The sequence below is a fragment of the Sphingobacterium thermophilum genome (assembly GCF_039541675.1).
Lineage (GTDB): Bacteria > Bacteroidota > Bacteroidia > Sphingobacteriales > Sphingobacteriaceae > Sphingobacterium > Sphingobacterium thermophilum.
In genome coordinates, this window is the sequence record NZ_BAABGR010000015.1 from 60,835 (window position 1) to 78,538 (window position 17,704).

The 17,704-nt window shown below is 41.4% G+C and carries 18 protein-coding genes; 11 read left to right on the forward strand and 7 right to left on the reverse strand.

Annotated features, from left to right (window positions below; genetic code table 11):
• Positions 1–56: 56 nt before the first annotated feature.
• Both ruvX and ybeY read left to right on the forward strand, forming a co-directional pair.
• Positions 57–470 (forward strand): Holliday junction resolvase RuvX, encoded by a 414-nt coding sequence (gene ruvX / locus ABD873_RS06340; protein ID WP_039053272.1) that lies wholly within the window; start codon positions 57–59, stop codon positions 468–470.
• A gap of 3 nt (positions 471–473) precedes the next feature.
• Positions 474–908: an rRNA maturation RNase YbeY gene (ybeY, locus tag ABD873_RS06345; RefSeq protein ID WP_039053273.1), complete on the forward strand. Its 435-nt coding sequence runs from the start codon at positions 474–476 to the stop codon at positions 906–908.
• Positions 909–971: 63 nt separating this feature from the next.
• Here ybeY and ABD873_RS06350 read toward each other — a convergent pair whose 3' ends face one another.
• A complete protein-coding gene (locus ABD873_RS06350) occupies positions 972–1,391 on the reverse strand; it encodes a nucleoside-diphosphate kinase (RefSeq protein WP_039053279.1) in 420 nt (139 codons plus the stop codon).
• Between the two features lie 128 nt (positions 1,392–1,519).
• Here ABD873_RS06350 and ABD873_RS06355 point away from each other — a divergent pair, with 128 nt between their 5' ends.
• The 3 genes from ABD873_RS06355 (at position 1,520) to ABD873_RS06365 (ending at position 4,739) form a co-directional block, all read left to right on the forward strand.
• Positions 1,520–2,368, forward strand: coding sequence for a 4-hydroxy-3-methylbut-2-enyl diphosphate reductase (locus tag ABD873_RS06355; RefSeq protein WP_039053274.1), 849 nt, complete (start codon positions 1,520–1,522; stop codon positions 2,366–2,368).
• 71 nt (positions 2,369–2,439) lie between these two features.
• Positions 2,440–3,468, forward strand: a complete 1,029-nt coding sequence (gene hemH, locus ABD873_RS06360; protein ID WP_345066171.1) for a ferrochelatase — start codon at positions 2,440–2,442, stop codon at positions 3,466–3,468.
• An 8-nt stretch (positions 3,469–3,476) separates the two neighbouring features.
• Positions 3,477–4,739, forward strand: coding sequence for a metallophosphoesterase (locus tag ABD873_RS06365; protein WP_345067384.1), 1,263 nt, complete (start codon positions 3,477–3,479; stop codon positions 4,737–4,739).
• A gap of 398 nt (positions 4,740–5,137) precedes the next feature.
• Here the strand turns inward: ABD873_RS06365 and ABD873_RS06370 are convergent, their stop codons facing one another.
• Positions 5,138–5,677, reverse strand: coding sequence for a tetratricopeptide repeat protein (locus ABD873_RS06370; protein ID WP_039054560.1), 540 nt, complete (start codon positions 5,675–5,677; stop codon positions 5,138–5,140).
• A 132-nt stretch (positions 5,678–5,809) separates the two neighbouring features.
• Between ABD873_RS06370 and ung the strand changes: the two genes are divergently transcribed.
• On the forward strand, positions 5,810–6,481 hold the full coding sequence (gene ung / locus ABD873_RS06375) for a uracil-DNA glycosylase (protein ID WP_345066175.1): 672 nt from the start codon (positions 5,810–5,812) through the stop codon (positions 6,479–6,481).
• Here ung and ABD873_RS06380 read toward each other — a convergent pair whose 3' ends face one another.
• Positions 6,482–7,555 carry a DUF6695 family protein gene (locus ABD873_RS06380; protein WP_345066178.1) on the reverse strand — a complete coding sequence of 358 codons (1,074 nt, stop codon included), beginning with the start codon at positions 7,553–7,555 and terminating at the stop codon, positions 6,482–6,484. It abuts the gene before it with no gap.
• A complete protein-coding gene (locus tag ABD873_RS06385) occupies positions 7,555–8,025 on the reverse strand; it encodes an Lrp/AsnC family transcriptional regulator (protein ID WP_039052927.1) in 471 nt (156 codons plus the stop codon). Before ABD873_RS06385 ends, ABD873_RS06380 begins: the two co-directional genes overlap by 1 nt.
• 378 nt (positions 8,026–8,403) lie before the next feature.
• On the opposite strand from ABD873_RS06385, the gene sufB reads away from it, so the two are divergent.
• From sufB to sufD, 3 genes are all read left to right on the forward strand, one after another.
• A complete protein-coding gene (sufB, locus tag ABD873_RS06390) occupies positions 8,404–9,855 on the forward strand; it encodes a Fe-S cluster assembly protein SufB (protein ID WP_345066182.1) in 1,452 nt (483 codons plus the stop codon).
• Positions 9,856–9,971: 116 nt separating this feature from the next.
• Entirely contained in the window at positions 9,972–10,730 is a 759-nt protein-coding gene (sufC, locus tag ABD873_RS06395; RefSeq protein ID WP_345066185.1) for a Fe-S cluster assembly ATPase SufC, read from the forward strand.
• Between the two features lie 50 nt (positions 10,731–10,780).
• A complete protein-coding gene (sufD, locus tag ABD873_RS06400) occupies positions 10,781–12,088 on the forward strand; it encodes a Fe-S cluster assembly protein SufD (protein WP_345066188.1) in 1,308 nt (435 codons plus the stop codon).
• Between the two features lie 185 nt (positions 12,089–12,273).
• Here sufD and ribH read toward each other — a convergent pair whose 3' ends face one another.
• The 3 genes from ribH to ABD873_RS06415 form a co-directional block, all read right to left on the reverse strand.
• Positions 12,274–12,762, reverse strand: a complete 489-nt coding sequence (gene ribH / locus ABD873_RS06405; RefSeq protein WP_345066191.1) for a 6,7-dimethyl-8-ribityllumazine synthase — start codon at positions 12,760–12,762, stop codon at positions 12,274–12,276.
• 63 nt (positions 12,763–12,825) lie between these two features.
• Positions 12,826–13,482 (reverse strand): tetratricopeptide repeat protein, encoded by a 657-nt coding sequence (locus tag ABD873_RS06410; RefSeq protein ID WP_345066194.1) that lies wholly within the window; start codon positions 13,480–13,482, stop codon positions 12,826–12,828.
• An 89-nt stretch (positions 13,483–13,571) separates the two neighbouring features.
• Positions 13,572–15,500 carry a polysaccharide biosynthesis protein gene (locus tag ABD873_RS06415; protein WP_345066197.1) on the reverse strand — a complete coding sequence of 643 codons (1,929 nt, stop codon included), beginning with the start codon at positions 15,498–15,500 and terminating at the stop codon, positions 13,572–13,574.
• Between the two features lie 139 nt (positions 15,501–15,639).
• Here ABD873_RS06415 and ABD873_RS06420 point away from each other — a divergent pair, with 139 nt between their 5' ends.
• Positions 15,640–16,842 (forward strand): alanine dehydrogenase, encoded by a 1,203-nt coding sequence (locus ABD873_RS06420; RefSeq protein WP_345066199.1) that lies wholly within the window; start codon positions 15,640–15,642, stop codon positions 16,840–16,842.
• Positions 16,843–16,847: 5 nt separating this feature from the next.
• A complete protein-coding gene (locus ABD873_RS06425; RefSeq protein WP_345066201.1) occupies positions 16,848–17,702 on the forward strand; it encodes an alpha/beta hydrolase in 855 nt (284 codons plus the stop codon).
• Positions 17,703–17,704 lie beyond the last annotated feature (2 nt).

Here is a 17,704-nt window from a genome sequence, read left to right on the forward strand (position 1 = left end):
TTATAGATTTTTATCCTCAAAATGGAATCGTACCTTTGTTAAAATTTTGGAAGCCTATGCGATTGATGGCCTTTGACTATGGAACCAAACGAATTGGTATTGCGGTGTCGGACCCGCTGCAAATAATAGCAACGTCCCTGACTACGATACATCCTGATGAGGTGTTTACCTTTTTGAAGGAATACCTGAAAACCGAACAGGTTGAAACTTTCGTGGTAGGGAAGCCACTGCAGCTGGATGGTACAGCATCAGAATCGGCACAGCATGTGGTAGGATTTATCCGCAAGTTACAGAAGGAATTTCCGTCGATTAAAGTGGTGGAGGTGGACGAAAGGTTTACATCCAAGATGGCATCTTCGGCTATTGCCCAATCGGGTATGCGCAAAAATAAAAGACAAAGTAAGGCGTTGATCGACACGGTGTCGGCGACAATTATCTTGCAATCATATATGGAATCAAAAGGTTTTTAAATAATGGCATTAAAGGATATCTCTTTTTTTAGTGAGGATATTGACTTCACCTTAAAAGATAAAAGCAAAATAAGAGCTTGGATAGGAGAAACTGTCAAGGCGGAAGGTTTCAAGCGTGTTGCCGAGCTGAATTTTATTTTCTGTTCGGACGCCTATCTGCTGAACATAAACCAGCAATACCTTAATCATGACACGTATACCGATATTGTCACTTTCGACAATTCGGAGGAGGAAAATGTTATTGCGGGCGATATCTTCATTTCGGTGGAGCGTGTGCGCGAAAATGCAGAGAAGTTCGGTGTTACTGAGAGAGATGAGCTGCATCGCGTGATTATCCATGGTGTGCTACACCTATGCGGGTATCTGGATAAGAAAAAGGAAGATAAAGAGCTGATGACCTCTAAGGAGGACGAATATCTGGGAAAAAGAAATTTTTAAATGTTTTGTAACAAAAAGGACAATCTTTTCGGATTGTCCTTTTTTGCTTATGCGGATTTCAAATTAGAATCTTTCGAATTGCGAGAAGAAGAAGTTACCTTCGATTTCTGCGTTTTCGTCAGAGTCAGAACCGTGAATAGCGTTAGCGTCGATAGATTTTGCGTATTTATTGCGGATAGTACCTTCTGCTGCTTCGGCAGGGTTGGTAGCACCGATTAATTTACGAAAATCTTCAACCGCATTTTCTTTCTCTAAGATAGCTGCGACGATAGGTCCTGAAGTCATGAAGCTTACTAGATCGTTGAAGAAAGGTCTTTCTTTGTGTACTGCATAGAATTGACTAGCAGCTTCTGTTGACAATTTAATATATTTCATTGCCACGATTTTGAAACCGCCGGCAATAATGTCATTTAAAATAGCGCCGATGTGACCATTTGCTACTGCATCTGGTTTGATCATCGTAAAAGTTCTGTTCGTTGCCATAGCTTGTTTTCTCAAATTTTTTGCAAAGGTAAAGATTTTGAAAAAATATAAAGAAATATTAAATTGAATGTTTTTTAGTTATTGGTCCAAACTTTTTTGATAAGACGGCAATTTAGTAACTTTGTAATATGTCAAAAAATCTGCAGGTTACGATCGACAAAGATTCGGGGTTCTGTTTTGGTGTGGTATACGCCATAGACATGGCCGAAGAGATTCTAGAACAAGACGGCTATCTGTATTGTCTGGGAGATATTGTGCATAATGATGAGGAGGTGGCGCGGCTTAAGGCAAAGGGACTCCGTATCATTAACCATGACGTTCTTCCTACCTTGCAGAATGAGAAGGTGCTGATTCGTGCCCATGGAGAGGCACCCGAAACGTATCGCATAGCCTTGGAAAATAATATTACCCTTATTGATGCTTCCTGTCCGGTAGTGTTGAAGCTGCAAAACCGTATCAAGACCTCTTACGATGAGAATGAGAAGATTCTTATTTTCGGTAAGCATGGCCATGCCGAGGTTATCGGTCTGCAGGGACAAACCAATAATGAAGCTATCGTTTTCCAAGATTTAGAAGAGCTCAACAGTATAAATCTACCTCAGTCGTTTACTTTATATAGCCAAACGACCAAAAGTGTGGACAAGTTTTACGAAATTAAAGAGGAACTTATCAAGAGAGGGTATGACGTGAAGGCCAATGATACCATCTGTCGACAAGTATCCAACCGTTATGAGGATTTGGGTGATTTTGCCAAGCAGTATGACAAAATAGTCTTCGTGTCCGGTAAAAAATCATCCAACGGCAAGGTGCTTTATGATGTATGCAAGTCGGCCAATCCCAATACTTACTTTGTTTCGGGACCGGAAGAGCTGGATGAGACACTTTTCGCTGAAGGAGATACAGTGGGTATTTGTGGTGCTACATCCACCCCGATGTGGCTTATGGAAGATGTGAAAAGAGCATTGGAAAACTTCTAATACCCGTCATGTCATTATCATTTTCGATAACTCTACAAGGGGGCTTATAAATAATTTTTATTTTTGTGCCAATGAATTATCAAGGTAAAAAAGGTGTTCTTTTGGTGCAATTGGGGACTCCTGATGCTCCTACTACACCTGAGGTTAGAAAATATTTGACCGAATTTTTGATGGATGGTCGCGTGATGGATATCCCTGTCTTGGGTAGAAATCTTTTGGTGAAAGGTATTATCGTACCTAAGCGGGCGGCGCAGTCGGCAGAGACCTATAAGACCATCTGGCACGGAGAGCACGGATCGCCCTTGATGCACTATTCGCAGCTACAGAAAGAGCTGCTACAGCAGGCGTTGGGAGAGGAATATCATGTAGAGCTCGCCATGCGCTATCAGAACCCTTCTATAGCTTCAGCCTTGAAGAAACTGGAGGGAATGCTTTTGGAAAGCCTGACTGTAATACCATTGTTTCCGCAATATGCTTCGGCAACGTCGGGCTCGGTAATCGAAAAGGTGATGGAGATTGTCCGCAGCTGGCAGTACATTCCCAAAATATCTTTCGTTAGCAGCTTCTGTGAGGATGACCTGATGATCGAAGCTTATGCCGAAAATGGCATGAAACATGATGTTAATTCTTTCGATCATATATTGTTCAGCTATCACGGTTTGCCGGTGAGGCAGTTGGGGAAGGTGGACCCTAGCGGCAGCCTGAAGTGTCCGGATTTCGGATGTACGGGATGTAAGAAAGAAAGGAATCCGTATTGCTATCTTTCCCAATGTTATGCTACTTCGCGGGCTATCGCCAAGCGCATAGGCATCACTGAAGAGCGCTATACGGTATGTTTTCAGTCCCGTCTGGGTAAGACGCCATGGATACAGCCTTACACCTCGGATACCTTACATGAGCTGGCAAACAAAGGAGTGAAAAGATTGTTGGTATTTAGCCCGGCTTTCGTGTCAGACTGTATAGAGACATTGGATGAAATTCAGGTAGAGTACGCCAACGAATTCAAAGAGCTGGGAGGTGAAGAGGTGGTGATGGTGGAAAGTTTGAATGATAATCCGAAATGGATTCAATCCTTGAAGCGATTGGTCCTTTCCAACTGAGATTGATGATGTTAGTATTTAACGCTATATTGCTTTTTGTCCTCGATTTCTATATCTTCTTTTCTCTTCGGTCGACAAAAATCAGGTTCGTCAGAGAGAAGTGGTTCGGTATAGTGTGGTGGGGTTACTCTATAGCTTTGCTCATCGGCCTTTTCGTTTCGCTTAAGTATAATATTCCTCTTATTTACCGCTCTATGATTCTTGTAGCTTTCTTTTTGACGGCGGTAAGCAAGTTTATTTATGTGCTAGTGCTAGCGATAGATGATCTGCGAAGAGGAGGTATTTGGCTTTCTAGGCTTTTAAGCGTAAATCCTAAAAAATCCGTTGAAGACAATCTGGAAGAGCTGGAGAAGCCTTTGCCGGAGACGGAAGATCATTCCAACAAGATTTCTAGGTCCGAATTTTTGCTGAAGTCGGGTATTGTGGTGGCTTCTTTGCCTGTATTTCCCTTGGCATGGGGTGTCCTTTCTTCGGCATATGATTATGAGGTGCGCTACCAGAAGTTGGTGCTTCCAAATCTTCCTAAGGCGTTTCATGGTATGCGCATAGCCCAGATTTCGGATATACATTCCGGTTCATTTTATAATAAGAAAGCCGTGTTGGGAGGTGTGGAGATGCTGTTGGGAGAAAAGCCGGATATGATTTTCTTTACGGGAGATCTGGTAAACCATGTTGCCAGCGAGATGCGCAACTATCAGGATATCTTCGCAAAGTTGCATGCTGACCTTGGGGTCTATTCGGTACTAGGGAACCACGATTATGGAGACTATTTCTATGGTAAGGAGGACAGTCCCGCTAAGCGCAGAAACCTGCAAAAGCTTATAGATACCCATAAGGTGATGGGATACGACTTGTTGATGGACGAGCACAGAACCATCAAGGTAGATAATGAAGAGATTGCCGTGGTAGGCGTACAAAACTGGGGTACGGGCCGTTTTCCTAAGAAAGGAGATCTGAAGAAGGCTTTGGCCGGGACAGAAGAAAAGGCGGTGAAGTTGCTGTTGTCTCACGATCCTTCGCATTGGAGAGCTCAGGTGTTGGATACCGATGTGGATGTGATGTTTGCTGGACATACACACGGCATGCAGTTTGGCGTACGTGGTGAGCATTATCAATGGAGTCCCGCTAAATATGTGTACAATGAATGGGCGGGTTTATATACCGAAGGGCACAAGCAGCTCTATGTAAATGTAGGGTACGGATTCCTCGGATATCCGGGTAGAGTAGGCATTCTGCCGGAAATTACTATCTTCGAATTAGTAAGAGCTTAAATAAAAAAGAGGCCATTTCAGCCTCTTTTTTATTTCTACATTGCACACAAAAAGTAAATCCTCCATACTGATATAGGAGTTGGTTTGATTCAGTTGCTTCAAACACATTTGGTTTATAGTGTGTGATTGCTTAGAAGGAAAACCTTAAAAGAAAATTTCTATTTCTTCTATCCTTAGCCCGAAAAGTAAGTTCTCCTGTGGTCTTATCCTCCTTTAATAAGTTTTCTTGTCTTAGTATTTTGTAAATTATTCATTAATCCTTCAGGATGTAAATAGCTAAATATTGGTTATGAATCGATTCTGCTAGATAGGAAGACTATCGATTAGATTTTAAAAGGAAGGAAATAAGTCAAAAGGGAAACAAAAAATAAAAAATCCCCGAATTTCGGGGATTTTGTTTATCGTGAGTAACGGAACTGCTGTTTATCGAGCAATCCCATCTGGTCTTTCATCATCTTAATCTGTTCGGCGAGCAATTTGTTTTTATCTGCACGTTTTGCTTCCTGCAAATATTTTTCAGCTTCGCGTTTGTTGCGTTTTGCCATCATGACACCTGCTAGGCTCAATTTAGCTAAGGCCACGTTGTGATCCATATGTAGACCTAAGGAAAGAGCTTTTTTGAAATATTTTTCGGATTGCAATGGAGCCCGTTGTGATTCTATAAGTCCTAACAGAAGGTGATAATATCCGTGTTGTGCAGGAATCAGTTGTTTTTCGTAGTTGGTAATCTTGCTTAGCCATTTTTCGGCATTAGCCACATCTTGCTTGCGGAAATACCATTGTGCGATAAGCATGTATTCGTGAAAGAATACGGTAACCCACGCGATGATGGTGATTAATATTCCTAGAATTCCCCAACCCCAGTATCCAAACCAGAATAACACTACTGTACCTACCAACAGTAAACAGCAAATAATAATACGCACTAAATTTGACATCTCTTTTTCTATTTTCTAACACGCAAATATCCATTAATTTAAGTAGTTATGCAAATTATTAAAGCATTCTCTGGACAATAAATGCGCTTTTTTCAACCCTTTCTATACGAGTAAATTAATTACTTTTGTTGTATGGAAAAACTGTATGACGAAAGCTGGGCTCCCGTTATTAAGCCTTTGTTCAGGCAAGAATACATGAAAAGGCTATCTGCCTTTGTGCAGGAAGAGCGAAGACGTTATGAGGTGTATCCTCCTCAAGAATTGGTTTTCAATGCGTTTCGTCTGACCCCATTTTCGGAGGTGAAGGTCGTAATCTTAGGGCAGGATCCTTATCATAATGTGGGACAGGCTCATGGGCTTTCGTTTTCCGTTCCGGAGGGTATAGCCTTTCCTCCATCGCTGAAGAATATTTTTGCGGAGCTGTCTACGGATATCGAAGGATTTCAGATACCTTCTTCAGGGGATCTTACCAAATGGGCGAAGCAGGGGGTGTTGCTGCTCAATGCTACGCTTACCGTGCGGGCACATCAGGCGGCATCACATCAAAAGCAAGGGTGGGAACGCTTTACGGATGAGATTATAGCCAAGGTTTCTTCCGAGTTGGAGCATGTGGTATTTCTGTTATGGGGCTCTTATGCCCAGCAGAAAGCAGTGCTCATCGATGCTAGTAAGCATCTGGTATTGAAGGCTGTACATCCTTCTCCATTATCGGTATACAGGGGTTTTTTCGGTTGTAGACACTTCTCTAAAGCCAATGCCTATTTGCAGGCACACGGCAAGCAACCTATAGACTGGCGGTTGTAATCAGGCGTAACGTTCTTTGATATTTTCGAAGTCGTATTTGGGACTTTCCAGCCTTTCCAGATGGTTGATTCTTATTTTTCTTCCGTGTTGTTGTACATGGGTAAAAAGCAGGTGGCTGTCGTATGTTATCTCCCAAGGCTCGTTTAGGGAGAATGGTTCTGTCGTTTCGCCCCTTACTACATATTCCAGTTTTCCTGAGGAGGTAAAGCGTTTGATAATAAACTGATTCTCGTTTTCTGATGGAGATATGGTGTACCAAGCTCCATCTCCTACACCGCCCAGATAATGGGCGTCTTTAGGTATGGTAATTGGTTTGGAGCGGTATGTCATTCCTCCGATGATGAGGTCGTCCGGAAGTTGGGAGGCTTTGGCCGAAGAGATATTGTCTCCCAGCTGTTTCAGCAAAAACAAAAACGATTGGAAGCGGTTCATCTTGAAGCGTTTTAATCCTTCTTCCGGGGTGTAGGAGTAGATGATGCGGTCGTCCACGGCATTGACCAAGTTACTTACGGGACTGCATTTTATGGTTTCAGGGAAGTTGATGTAGTGCCAGAAGTGGAACTTTCTGGAGGATTTCATGAGCATGCGTGTGATGAAGCGAGAGCAGTTGTTGTTGTTCTTGGCTACGGCGCCGTACGGGTACGTGCCTTGCTCGACGCATTCATCGCCATAAGCTTTTGCTAGGTTGAAATTTATTCCATGAACGATAGAAAAGAAAAGCCTTCCGTCGCCATACATGGCAGGTTTCATTTCTTCGAAAAGTTGTACTATTTCTTCCAGGTTGACGATGGTGTTGTTTTCTATTTTGGCTTTTAAGTTGATGTCTAGTAGGGGGTCTGAAAATTTGGAGCGGGCACGACCGTATCCTCGCGGGGTGATATACCTTCCGAAATCATAAAAGAGCATCTCTCCTGTTTGTCGGTTGACGATGACGATGCCTGTATGACCAACTTTAAAATTAAGATTTTTGACAAGGCCTATTTTTTTGAAAAACATCATCCATTTTTCATCGCCACGGATCGTGGCATCCGGCCATGTCAAGATTATGGCAAAATCCTGATAGTTGATTTTCATTAATATTCTAAAGGTATAATTGGTTCTTTCTTCGATGTGGACATGATCATCATGGTCTGGAATGTCTTCACAAAAGGAATTTTTGAAATCTTTTCCATGATGACAGCCTCATAAGCTTTTATATCTTTCACATAGACTTTTAAGATAAAATCGCAGTTTCCGGTCACGTGGTGGCATTCTGTAACCTCGGGAATAGCTTTTACGGCTTCCACAAATTCTGGAATGGCGTTGTGCGTGTGGAAATCCAGCGAAACCTGTATAAAAGATTTAATGCCTAAACCTAGTTTTTCTTCATCTACCAAAGCATGATAACTCTTGATATAACCCGAATTTTCCAGTTTACGGACACGTTCTAATGTTGGTGCTGGCGATAAACCAATGTTTGTCGCTAATTGTAAATTCGTAATACGGCCATTTTCCTGTAATAGTCGTAGTATCTTAAGATCAAGCTTATCTAATTGATAGGACATAATACTCTTTTCTTCACCTTATAAATATAACAAATATTGTATTATTATTTGTTTTTTCAAAGCCACAAGGGGCGAAGGGGCTCGATGTTACTTTTCTTCGGATTGTATTGTTTGTGTCATAAATAGGTTGACTTTTTCTATGTTGAATAGATAAATCTTATATTTTAAACGAAAAAATATAGTTTTTGTTGATTGTCAATCATATTTCTGTCATAAAAAAATGAAAAAATTGCCTGGGGCATAAACAGAAGTGATTTTTGTCACATTTTTGATGCTATTGGGACTAAAAGATGCTATATTATTGGTATTTATATCGTAACTTTGTAGTCCCAAAGATCAACTGAAAAGGTTTGACCGAAGAGAAGGGAAACATATAATATGAGTACCAAAGACGACGAATTATTAAAAGAACTGGAGCAAGAGGAATACAAATACGGTTTTACGACCGATATTGAGATGGATATTGCTCCGAAGGGATTGAATGAAGATACGATTCGCCTAATATCATCGAAGAAGAATGAGCCTGAATGGCTTTTGGAATGGCGGTTGAAAGCGTTTCGTCATTTTCAGGCTATGACTATGCCTACGTGGCAAAACTTTGAACATCCTGAAGTAGATTTTCAAGCTATATCATACTATGCTGCGCCGAAGCCTAAAAAGCAGTTGCAAAGCATGGATGAAGTAGATCCTGAATTGTTGGCTACCTTTGAGAAATTAGGTATTCCGTTGGACGAACAGAAAGTGTTGGCGGGGGTGGTGGCTGTGGATGCCGTTTTCGATTCGGTATCGGTAAAGACCACCTTTCGTGAGAAGCTTAAAGAGCAGGGCGTAATTTTCTGCTCGTTCGGGGAGGCGGTGCAGGAGTATCCGGATTTGGTGAGAGAATATCTAGGGTCGGTAGTACCTCAGACGGACAACATTTATGCGGCGTTGAATTCGGCCGTATTCTCGGATGGTTCGTTTGTATATATTCCTAAGGGCGTACGTTGTCCTATGGAGCTTTCTACTTATTTCCGTATCAACGCACAGAATACAGGCCAGTTTGAACGTACCTTGATCATTGCCGATGAGGGGGCTTACGTTTCTTATCTGGAAGGATGTACGGCACCTATGCGTGATGAAAATCAATTGCACGCTGCGGTAGTAGAGTTGGTAGCGTTGAAAGATGCCGAAATCAAATATTCTACCGTACAAAACTGGTACCCTGGTGACAAAGATGGTAAAGGCGGTATCTACAATTTTGTAACGAAAAGAGGAATCTGTAAAGGCGATAATTCGAAAATCTCTTGGACTCAGGTAGAAACAGGTTCGGCCATCACATGGAAATATCCTGGTGTCATCCTGAAGGGGGATAACTCAGTAGGAGAGTTCTATTCGGTGGCGATGACCCGAAACAAGCAGCTGGCAGATACAGGAACCAAAATGGTGCACCTTGGGAAAAATACACGTTCGAAAATCGTTTCCAAAGGTATCTCTGCCGGAACAAGCCACAACAGCTATCGTGGTTTGGTGAAGATTGGTCCTAATGCGGACAATGCGCGTAACTTCACACAATGTGACTCCCTATTAATCGGAGACCGTTGTGGTGCACACACCTTCCCTTATATAGAAAACAAAAACAAAACGGCGAAGCTGGAGCACGAAGCTACAACCTCAAAAATTGGGGAAGATCAAATCTTCTACTTGAATCAGCGAGGTATCGATTCGGAGAAGGCTATAGGTTTAATTGTAAACGGCTATGCCAAAGAAGTGCTTAACCAGCTTCCGATGGAATTTGCCGTTGAAGCACAAAAACTGTTGGCAATTTCGCTGGAAGGATCTGTTGGATAGGATAATTTGAAAATTAGATAATAAAAAGCAAGATAATTAAAGAGCGATAGCTATCGCAATAAGATTGTTTGAGTCTGCTCTGCCATTATCTTTCAAATTCCCAAATATTAAAAGAAATGTTATCAATAAAGAATTTACAAGCGTCTGTAGAGGACAAACAAATATTAAAGGGATTAAACTTAGAAGTAAAAGCTGGTGAGGTACATGCTATCATGGGACCTAACGGAGCCGGAAAAAGTACATTAGGAAACGTCTTGGCCGGACGCGAGTCGTACGAAGTGACTGGCGGTGAGGTAACGTTAGATGGGGTAGATTTGTTAGATTTATCGCCTGAAGATCGTGCTCGCGAAGGTCTTTTCTTAGCATTCCAATATCCAGTGGAAATCCCTGGTGTGTCAAATATCAACTTCCTGAAGACTGCTTTAAATGAAATCCGTGAATATAAGGGTCTCCCTCCCCTTGAAGCAAAAGAATTTTTGACTTTGGTGAAGGAGAAACAGAAGCTGGTAGAGTTCTCTGCGGACCTAGCAAACCGTTCGTTGAACGAAGGTTTCTCGGGAGGAGAGAAGAAACGTAACGAAATTTTCCAGTTGGCGATGTTGGAGCCTAAGCTGGCTATCCTAGACGAGACAGACTCCGGATTGGATATCGATGCTTTGCGTATCGTAGCCAATGGAGTGAACCAATTGCGCTCAAAAGACAACGCTTTCATCATCATTACGCACTACCAAAGATTATTGGACTATATCGTTCCGGATTTTGTGCACGTATTGTACGATGGTCGTATCGTAAAATCGGGACCAAAAGAATTGGCATTAGAACTAGAAGAAAAAGGATACGATTGGTTGAAAGAATTAGATGCGCAAAATGCCTAATTGGTCATCGATAAAACTAAAAGGTCATGAGCGGATTGATAACAAATAACATGAGTACAACAGTAGCAAACTCTTTATTCGGACAGTTAACTTCTACCTTTCAAGAGCTGGAAGCTACAAACGAACCTTCGTTTTTGCGTACCCTTCGTCAGGAGGCTTTTGCAAGATTTCAGAAGGAAGGTTTTCCGACTGTTAAGAATGAAGAATGGAAATATACCAATATCCATCCATTGGTAAGCAAAACGTATTTGCTGAACGAGGATGTGGATGTTGCCGACATTGATTTGAGTAAAGCAGACATCCCTGAATTGGATGCCCATCGCATTGTGTTGGTAAACGGACAATATGTGTTGGCCTTCTCCTCTTTGGAGGATGAGGTAGGACTGAAAGTGAAACCTATAGAGGAAGCTGCCGAGGAAGTTAATTTCCAGAAGCATTTTGCGCAATATGCCGATAAGTCGGATAACCCTTTGGTAGCTCTCAACACAGCCTTATATACTTCAGGATTATATCTTGAAGTGGCTAAGGGTAAAGTGCTTTCAAAGCCTTTGCATATAATACATGTAGCTACAGGAAAACAGGAGTTCTTCGCGCAGACAAGAAACTTGTATGTTATCGAACCTAATGCGGAGGTGGAGATTGTAGAATCTTTTGTCACTGTGGAAGGAGCAGCCTACAATCTGCACAACAAGGTAACAGAAATCGTGGTGGAAGAAAATGCCAAAGTACAGCATTACTACCTTCAGACTGCCGCTAAGGAGAGTAACTATTTCACCCATACGGAAGTATATCAAACAAGATACAGCTTATACAACAACTACAACTGTAGTTTCCCGGGAGCATCTTTCGTGCGCAACAATATCAACGTGCGCCTAGATGCCGAAAATGTAGAGTCTCATTTGTATGGTATCAACCTATTAGCTGACAAACAGCTAGTAGATAACCACACTATTGTGGATCACCTTAAGCCTAACTGTGAATCATACGAGTGGTACAAGAATATCCCTCAGGAAGAGTCAACAGCGGTGTTTAACGGTAAAATCTTTGTTCGTCAGGATGCGCAGAAGACAAATGCTTTCCAGCAAAACAACAACATGTTGATGGGTGACAAAGCTACCGTATATACTAAGCCACAGCTCGAAATCTTTGCTGACGATGTGAAATGTTCACATGGCTGTACCATGGGACAATTTGAAGACGATTCCTTATTCTATCTAAGAGCAAGAGGAATTGGTGAAGAGTCTGCAAGAATATTACTTGTACATGCTTTTGCTTTTGATGTAACATCCCGATTTTCTAACGAAGCCGTTAGAAATTATGTAGAGGGACTTGTTGCAAAAGGATTAGAAAGAAAATAATTAGTAGTGTAGTTTTATAATTGAAAAGCGTCTCCCGAGATTATGGAGGCGCTTTTTTGTTAGGAAAAAAGTTTCTGTAGAATATTTATATATTAGCAGGACTTGCCCGAAAGAAGAGGCTCTTTCACGATAAAACAATAAAAAAGGAATCCTTCAGGATTCCTTTTTTATTGTGTAATGATAAACTAATTTTCCTTGCTGATGTGAGCCATTTGTATTGCGGTAATAGCGGCCTCTTTACCTTTATTACCGTGTTTTCCTCCCGCTCTGTCTAATGCTTGTTCGAGGTTGTCCGTAGTAAGTACACCGAAAATTACAGGCTTATTGTATTTGATGGACACGTTGGCTATACCGTTGGCTACAGCGTCACAAATAAAGTCAAAATGTCTAGTTTCTCCTTGGATTACACAGCCCAGACAGATTACGGCGTCGATGTCTTTGTTGCGTAATACAATATCAGCTCCTGAAGTCAGTTCGTAGCTTCCCGGAACTTCGATAATTTTAATGTCTTTTTCTTCGGCTCCGTGTTTGGTAAGCCCTTCTATAGCGCCGTTGAGTAAGGCGCCGGTAACTTGAGCGTTCCATTGCGACACGACTATAGCGAATTTAAGTCCCTGTGCCGATTTGACTTGAAGATGTGAGAAGTCTGATAAATTTTTTAATGAACTTGCCATATTTATTATGAACTAAAAAGGCTGCAATATTGCAGCCTCAATCAATATCTTTTGTTTAAATAATTATTGCTTAGCCTGCACGCGCGCTAGAGGTCCGTCGATCAATGCAGCCTCATTACTTTGAGGATATTCTGTTTTGATCTTTTGATATGCCTCTTCTGCTTTTTTGTACTCATTCAACTGTTCGTACACCAAGCCTAATTTTTTTAAGAACAGGGGTGTGGTGAACGAGTTGTTGGACTTGTCGGCTGCCTTTTTGTAATATTCCGCCGCGCTTTTGTAGTCGTGGCTTTCTGAGTAAGCGTCGCCAATCATTCCTGTTACTAGAGGATCGATGATGTCACTACCTGTATCAGAATATTTTTTTAGGTAGTTGATAGCCTCTTGGAATTTTCCTTGACGTAGATAAAGACCTCCAAGGTAAGCGTTGGCAATGTTTGCCGACGGTGTATTCGAATACTCTTCGGCAATTTCTTTTAGACCAGGGAAGCTTCCGTCTCCCTCTATAGCTTTTTGTTCCAAAGAGTCAATCAACACGAGCTCTTCCGCCTTATACATGGCGTCGGCAGCTTCTGCTGCTCGAGGAGCTAAATATAATTTTTGGTAACCTATGTAAAGCAGTATTAAAACTACAACACCTCCTAAAATGAAGATTAGGCTTTTTTGGTTGTCTTGAAAAAATGATCCTTTCTGATCCGCTGAATTATAGTTTGTTGACATCAGTTTATATTAAAAATAATACTATGGAACGCAAAAATACACTTTTATTGAAAACTTACAATATTTAAAGCAACAAAAAGCAAAAATGATTATGATGTTATGCTCTTCAGCGCTAACTCTTTATCCAATAGTTCGTATTCCGAATTTTGGCTTTTGAACTCAGGAACTATGACTTTCATTTTTCGCACGATGTTAGTATTGTTTTGACTATTTATCAAGGCGAATAGTTCTTCCATATGCTGCTTTACTTCCTCGAAGTCATTGTCGCGTACTTTGGCGATCATAATTTTTTCATGATGGGTAGGCAACGTATTTTCATGGTCATTCAACAGCTCTTCGAACAGTTTTTCTCCTGGACGTAATCCTGTGAATTTTATTTCAATATCTTTATTAGGTTCCAATCCGGATAACTTAATCATCTTTTTCGCTAGGTCTACGATTTTCACGGATTTACCCATGTCGAACACGAATATTTCTCCTCCTTGGCCCATGTTTCCGGCTTCGAGCACGAGCTGACATGCTTCCGGAATCGTCATAAAGTAACGGGTTATTTCCGGGTGAGTAACGGTGACTGGGCCTCCTTTTTCAATCTGTTCTCTGAAGCGAGGGATTACAGATCCGTTGGAGCCCAACACATTTCCAAATCGTGTAGTTATGAAGCGGGTTCCTTTGTTAGGATTTTCCTTCAAAAGTTTATTGTTTAGCGATTGTACATAAATTTCAGCAATACGTTTCGAAGCGCCCATCACGTTGGTAGGGTTTACGGCTTTGTCTGTCGAAACGAACACGAATTTTTGGACGCCATATTTAACCGACAGATTGGCGATGTTATATGTCCCCCACACATTGGTACGGATAGCTTCTATAGGATGGTTTTCCATCATAGGCACATGCTTATATGCGGCGGCATGATAAACGATGTGCGGGCGTAATTCTTCAAAAAGATACTCCATCCTTAAAGCATCTTTAACGTCGCCAATGAAGGTATGGAAAATCTGGTTTTTATACCTTTCCTGTAAGTCGAGCTGTAAATTATGTAATGGAGACTCGGCTTGGTCACAGAGGATAATCATCTGAGGCTCGTATTTACCGAGCTGTGATGCAATCTCGCTACCTATTGACCCTGCTGCCCCTGTTACAAGGACACGTTTCCCTTTCAGCTGTTCGAGGATAGACTCATTATTTATTTTGATAGGCGCTCTTTCCAGCAAATCTTCAATCTTCACATTTTTGATTTGATTGACGGAAAGGTCTCCATTTATAATTTTCTGAGCAGGAGGAATCGTTAATACGGAAACATTTTGTTCTAGGCAGATGTCTATAATCTGCGATTTACGGTCCGGATGTATGGCCGGTGTTGCAATAATCAGCTCGTCTACTGACAGGCGGTTGATGACCTCTATCAACTTGTCAGACTTATAAATTCTGACACCGTCAATAGACTTTCCAATTTTCGAGGGATTGTCATCCAGAAAACCAACGATGATTTTGTTTGTTGTAAGGTCGTGGTCAAAAGTTCTTTTTACGGCTATTCCCATCTCCCCTGCGCCGAAGACCACCACATTTTTCTTAACCTTCTTCGCTGTTTTGGAATACTGAAAGAATACTTTGATAGATGTTCTGTAGGTCACCAACCCTAAGAATAGCAGTAACGCATAGATGATAATCAGGGAATTTTCAATTGGCGGGGTTGTACGGATTGCCAAACAGAATAGTTTTATAATGAAAAGAATAATAATCGTTAGGATGTTGGACGATAATATGCGGATGGAGTCGGTAGAGCTTGTGTACCGCACAATTCCGGAATAAAGTCTGAATACTATAAATGACGCTGCTGTAGCTCCAAGGCAGAGAAGGAACTGAAGCGCAAAATCATTTGGACTGAATACAATATTTTTGGTATCTTGATAAATGTAATAAGCAAGCAGAAAAGCGATTACTGCTGCTGTCATATCCAAGAAAAATATTACCCATCTAGGTAAGATTTTTACGTGATTTATTGCTTTGAAAAATCTCATAGGTCCTTTTAAGGTATGGAAATATTACAAAGCTAAAAAATACCATCATAAAAACTATATTTTTTTGTTTTATTACGCGATTTGTCAGTGTATCTGTAAGTTATATTTATTAAACTTGAATTAAAATTGTAATTTTTATATGTCTAAAGTGGTAGAAGGGATTTTCGGCCAGCCTAAGGAACTAGCCAAAGCTTTAGGAAAAAAGAAATCGAATTTGGTAATTGGTATTCCCAAAGAAACGGTTTTTCAGGAGAAAAGGATAGCACTGACGCCACTTTCTGTAGCTTTACTTGTAGAACATGGTCATACGGTGCTCATTGAGTCTGGGGCGGGAGACCATTCCAACTTCTTGGACCATCATTATAGTGAGCAGGGAGCACAGATTGTTTATGAGCGTTCTCATGTTTATAGTGCGGATATTATTGTCAAGATAGCGGGTCCTACATTGGAAGAGGTAGGGCTGATGCGTCAGAAGCAGATTTTATTTTCTTCGCAGCAGCCCAGTCTTTTACAGCAGGAGGTTTTACAGGCGTTAATAAAGAAGCAGGTGACAGCTCTTTCTTATGAATATTTACAGGATGAGGGAGGACATCTGACTGTGGTACGAGCGATGAGTGAGATTGTTGGTGCTACTTCCATTTTGATTGCGGCTGAATATCTTTCTAATGTGTTTGACGGTAAGGGCTTGATGTTAGGAGGTATTACAGGTGTTCCTCCTACGGAGATTGTTATTATCGGAGCAGGCACCGTTGGCGAGTTTGCGGCGCGTACTGCCATAGCTTTGGGAGCACAGGTGAAGGTCTTTGACTCTTCCGTATATAGGTTGCGTAGGCTGCAGAATAATGTAGGTTCTAGAGTTTATACTTCTGTCATACAGCCTATTATTCTGAATAAAGCGGTGCGTTCATGTGATGTGGCAATAGGAGCGTTGAGGGCAAGAAATGGCCGCTGTCCGTGCATCATTTCAGAAGAGACGGTATCCAAGATGAAACCCAATTCGGTGATTATCGATGTGTCCATAGATCAAGGTGGGTGTTTTGAAACTTCCGAGATTACAACGCACGATAAGCCCGTGTTTCGTAAATATGATGTCATTCACTATTGTGTGCCGAACATAGCCTCTCGTGTAGCACGTACGGCCACCTATGCCCTAACCAATATTTTTACGCCGATTTTATTGCAGATCGGTGAATCTGGAGGGCTTAGCAGTTTGATATGGAGTCATCCGGGTATTCGCAACGCCATTTATCTTTACCAAGGAAATCTAACCAACAAAGATATGGCGGAGCGCTTCAACATACCGTTTAAAGATCTGTCATTAATGGTTTTGACAAACCAATAATTGAGATGAAACCGTACATATTTCTTTTTATGACCATGTTTTGGGGCATGTTGCAAGCACAGGAAAAAATGCAGCTGTACGACGTATTGCCGAATACGCTCGATACAGCGGATTTGAAGAATAATATTCCAGAATTTTATAAATATATCCCTGAGAATATTACTAAGGATAAGGTCTTTTTGATACTTCCGGGAGGAGGCTATACCCATCATGCTATGGATCATGAAGGGCATCAGGTGGCGCTTCGGCTGAAAACATTAGGTTATTGTGCTTTTGTGCTCAAATATCGCATTCCTGCGAAGAGACAGCAGGTCGATAAGCGTATCGCTCCTATTCAGGATGCACAGCGGGCTTTTGTGGTGATGCAGCAGGAAATCTACAAGTTGAAGTTGCAAAATCTGAAGTTTGGAGTGATAGGCTTCTCTGCAGGAGGGCATTTGGCTTCTACCTTATCCACCCATTTCGACACGAATTATCTTCCTGAGCTAAGTGGAGGGTATTCCTTAAGACCTGACTTTTCAGTATTGGTATACCCCGTAATAAGTATGGAGGACGGGGTAACCCATAACGGTTCGAAGCAATCCTTAATTGGGCCGGATGTTAAGGAAGAAGATGTAGTCCGCTTTTCGAATGAAAAGAACATAAAAGAAAATACTCCTCCGGCCTTTTTGATTCACGCTAAGGATGACAAAGTGGTGTCTATTGAGAATAGCTATCGTTATACAACTGCTTTGGATCGATATGGTATAAAAAACTATTTATTTACTTTTGAGTTGGGGGGACATGGTTTTGGGATGAACAACAAGATGGAAAGCAAAGATTGGTTTAGGGAGATGATAAATTGGATAGAACAGCTATAAGT

What these genes read in the sequence shown, in the direction of transcription:
- ruvX (WP_039053272.1), top strand. Translation starts at nt 57, where the DNA reads ATGCGATTGATGGCCTTTGACTATGGAACCAAACGAATTGGTATTGCG.
- ybeY (WP_039053273.1), top strand. Translation starts at nt 474, where the DNA reads ATGGCATTAAAGGATATCTCTTTTTTTAGTGAGGATATTGACTTCACC.
- ABD873_RS06350 (WP_039053279.1), bottom strand. Translation starts at nt 1,391, where the DNA reads ATGGCAACGAACAGAACTTTTACGATGATCAAACCAGATGCAGTAGCA.
- ABD873_RS06355 (WP_039053274.1), top strand. Translation starts at nt 1,520, where the DNA reads ATGTCAAAAAATCTGCAGGTTACGATCGACAAAGATTCGGGGTTCTGT.
- hemH (WP_345066171.1), top strand. Translation starts at nt 2,440, where the DNA reads ATGAATTATCAAGGTAAAAAAGGTGTTCTTTTGGTGCAATTGGGGACT.
- ABD873_RS06365 (WP_345067384.1), top strand. Translation starts at nt 3,477, where the DNA reads ATGTTAGTATTTAACGCTATATTGCTTTTTGTCCTCGATTTCTATATC.
- ABD873_RS06370 (WP_039054560.1), bottom strand. Translation starts at nt 5,677, where the DNA reads ATGTCAAATTTAGTGCGTATTATTATTTGCTGTTTACTGTTGGTAGGT.
- ung (WP_345066175.1), top strand. Translation starts at nt 5,810, where the DNA reads ATGGAAAAACTGTATGACGAAAGCTGGGCTCCCGTTATTAAGCCTTTG.
- ABD873_RS06380 (WP_345066178.1), bottom strand. Translation starts at nt 7,555, where the DNA reads ATGAAAATCAACTATCAGGATTTTGCCATAATCTTGACATGGCCGGAT.
- ABD873_RS06385 (WP_039052927.1), bottom strand. Translation starts at nt 8,025, where the DNA reads ATGTCCTATCAATTAGATAAGCTTGATCTTAAGATACTACGACTATTA.
- sufB (WP_345066182.1), top strand. Translation starts at nt 8,404, where the DNA reads ATGAGTACCAAAGACGACGAATTATTAAAAGAACTGGAGCAAGAGGAA.
- sufC (WP_345066185.1), top strand. Translation starts at nt 9,972, where the DNA reads ATGTTATCAATAAAGAATTTACAAGCGTCTGTAGAGGACAAACAAATA.
- sufD (WP_345066188.1), top strand. Translation starts at nt 10,781, where the DNA reads ATGAGTACAACAGTAGCAAACTCTTTATTCGGACAGTTAACTTCTACC.
- ribH (WP_345066191.1), bottom strand. Translation starts at nt 12,762, where the DNA reads ATGGCAAGTTCATTAAAAAATTTATCAGACTTCTCACATCTTCAAGTC.
- ABD873_RS06410 (WP_345066194.1), bottom strand. Translation starts at nt 13,482, where the DNA reads ATGTCAACAAACTATAATTCAGCGGATCAGAAAGGATCATTTTTTCAA.
- ABD873_RS06415 (WP_345066197.1), bottom strand. Translation starts at nt 15,500, where the DNA reads ATGAGATTTTTCAAAGCAATAAATCACGTAAAAATCTTACCTAGATGG.
- ABD873_RS06420 (WP_345066199.1), top strand. Translation starts at nt 15,640, where the DNA reads ATGTCTAAAGTGGTAGAAGGGATTTTCGGCCAGCCTAAGGAACTAGCC.
- ABD873_RS06425 (WP_345066201.1), top strand. Translation starts at nt 16,848, where the DNA reads ATGAAACCGTACATATTTCTTTTTATGACCATGTTTTGGGGCATGTTG.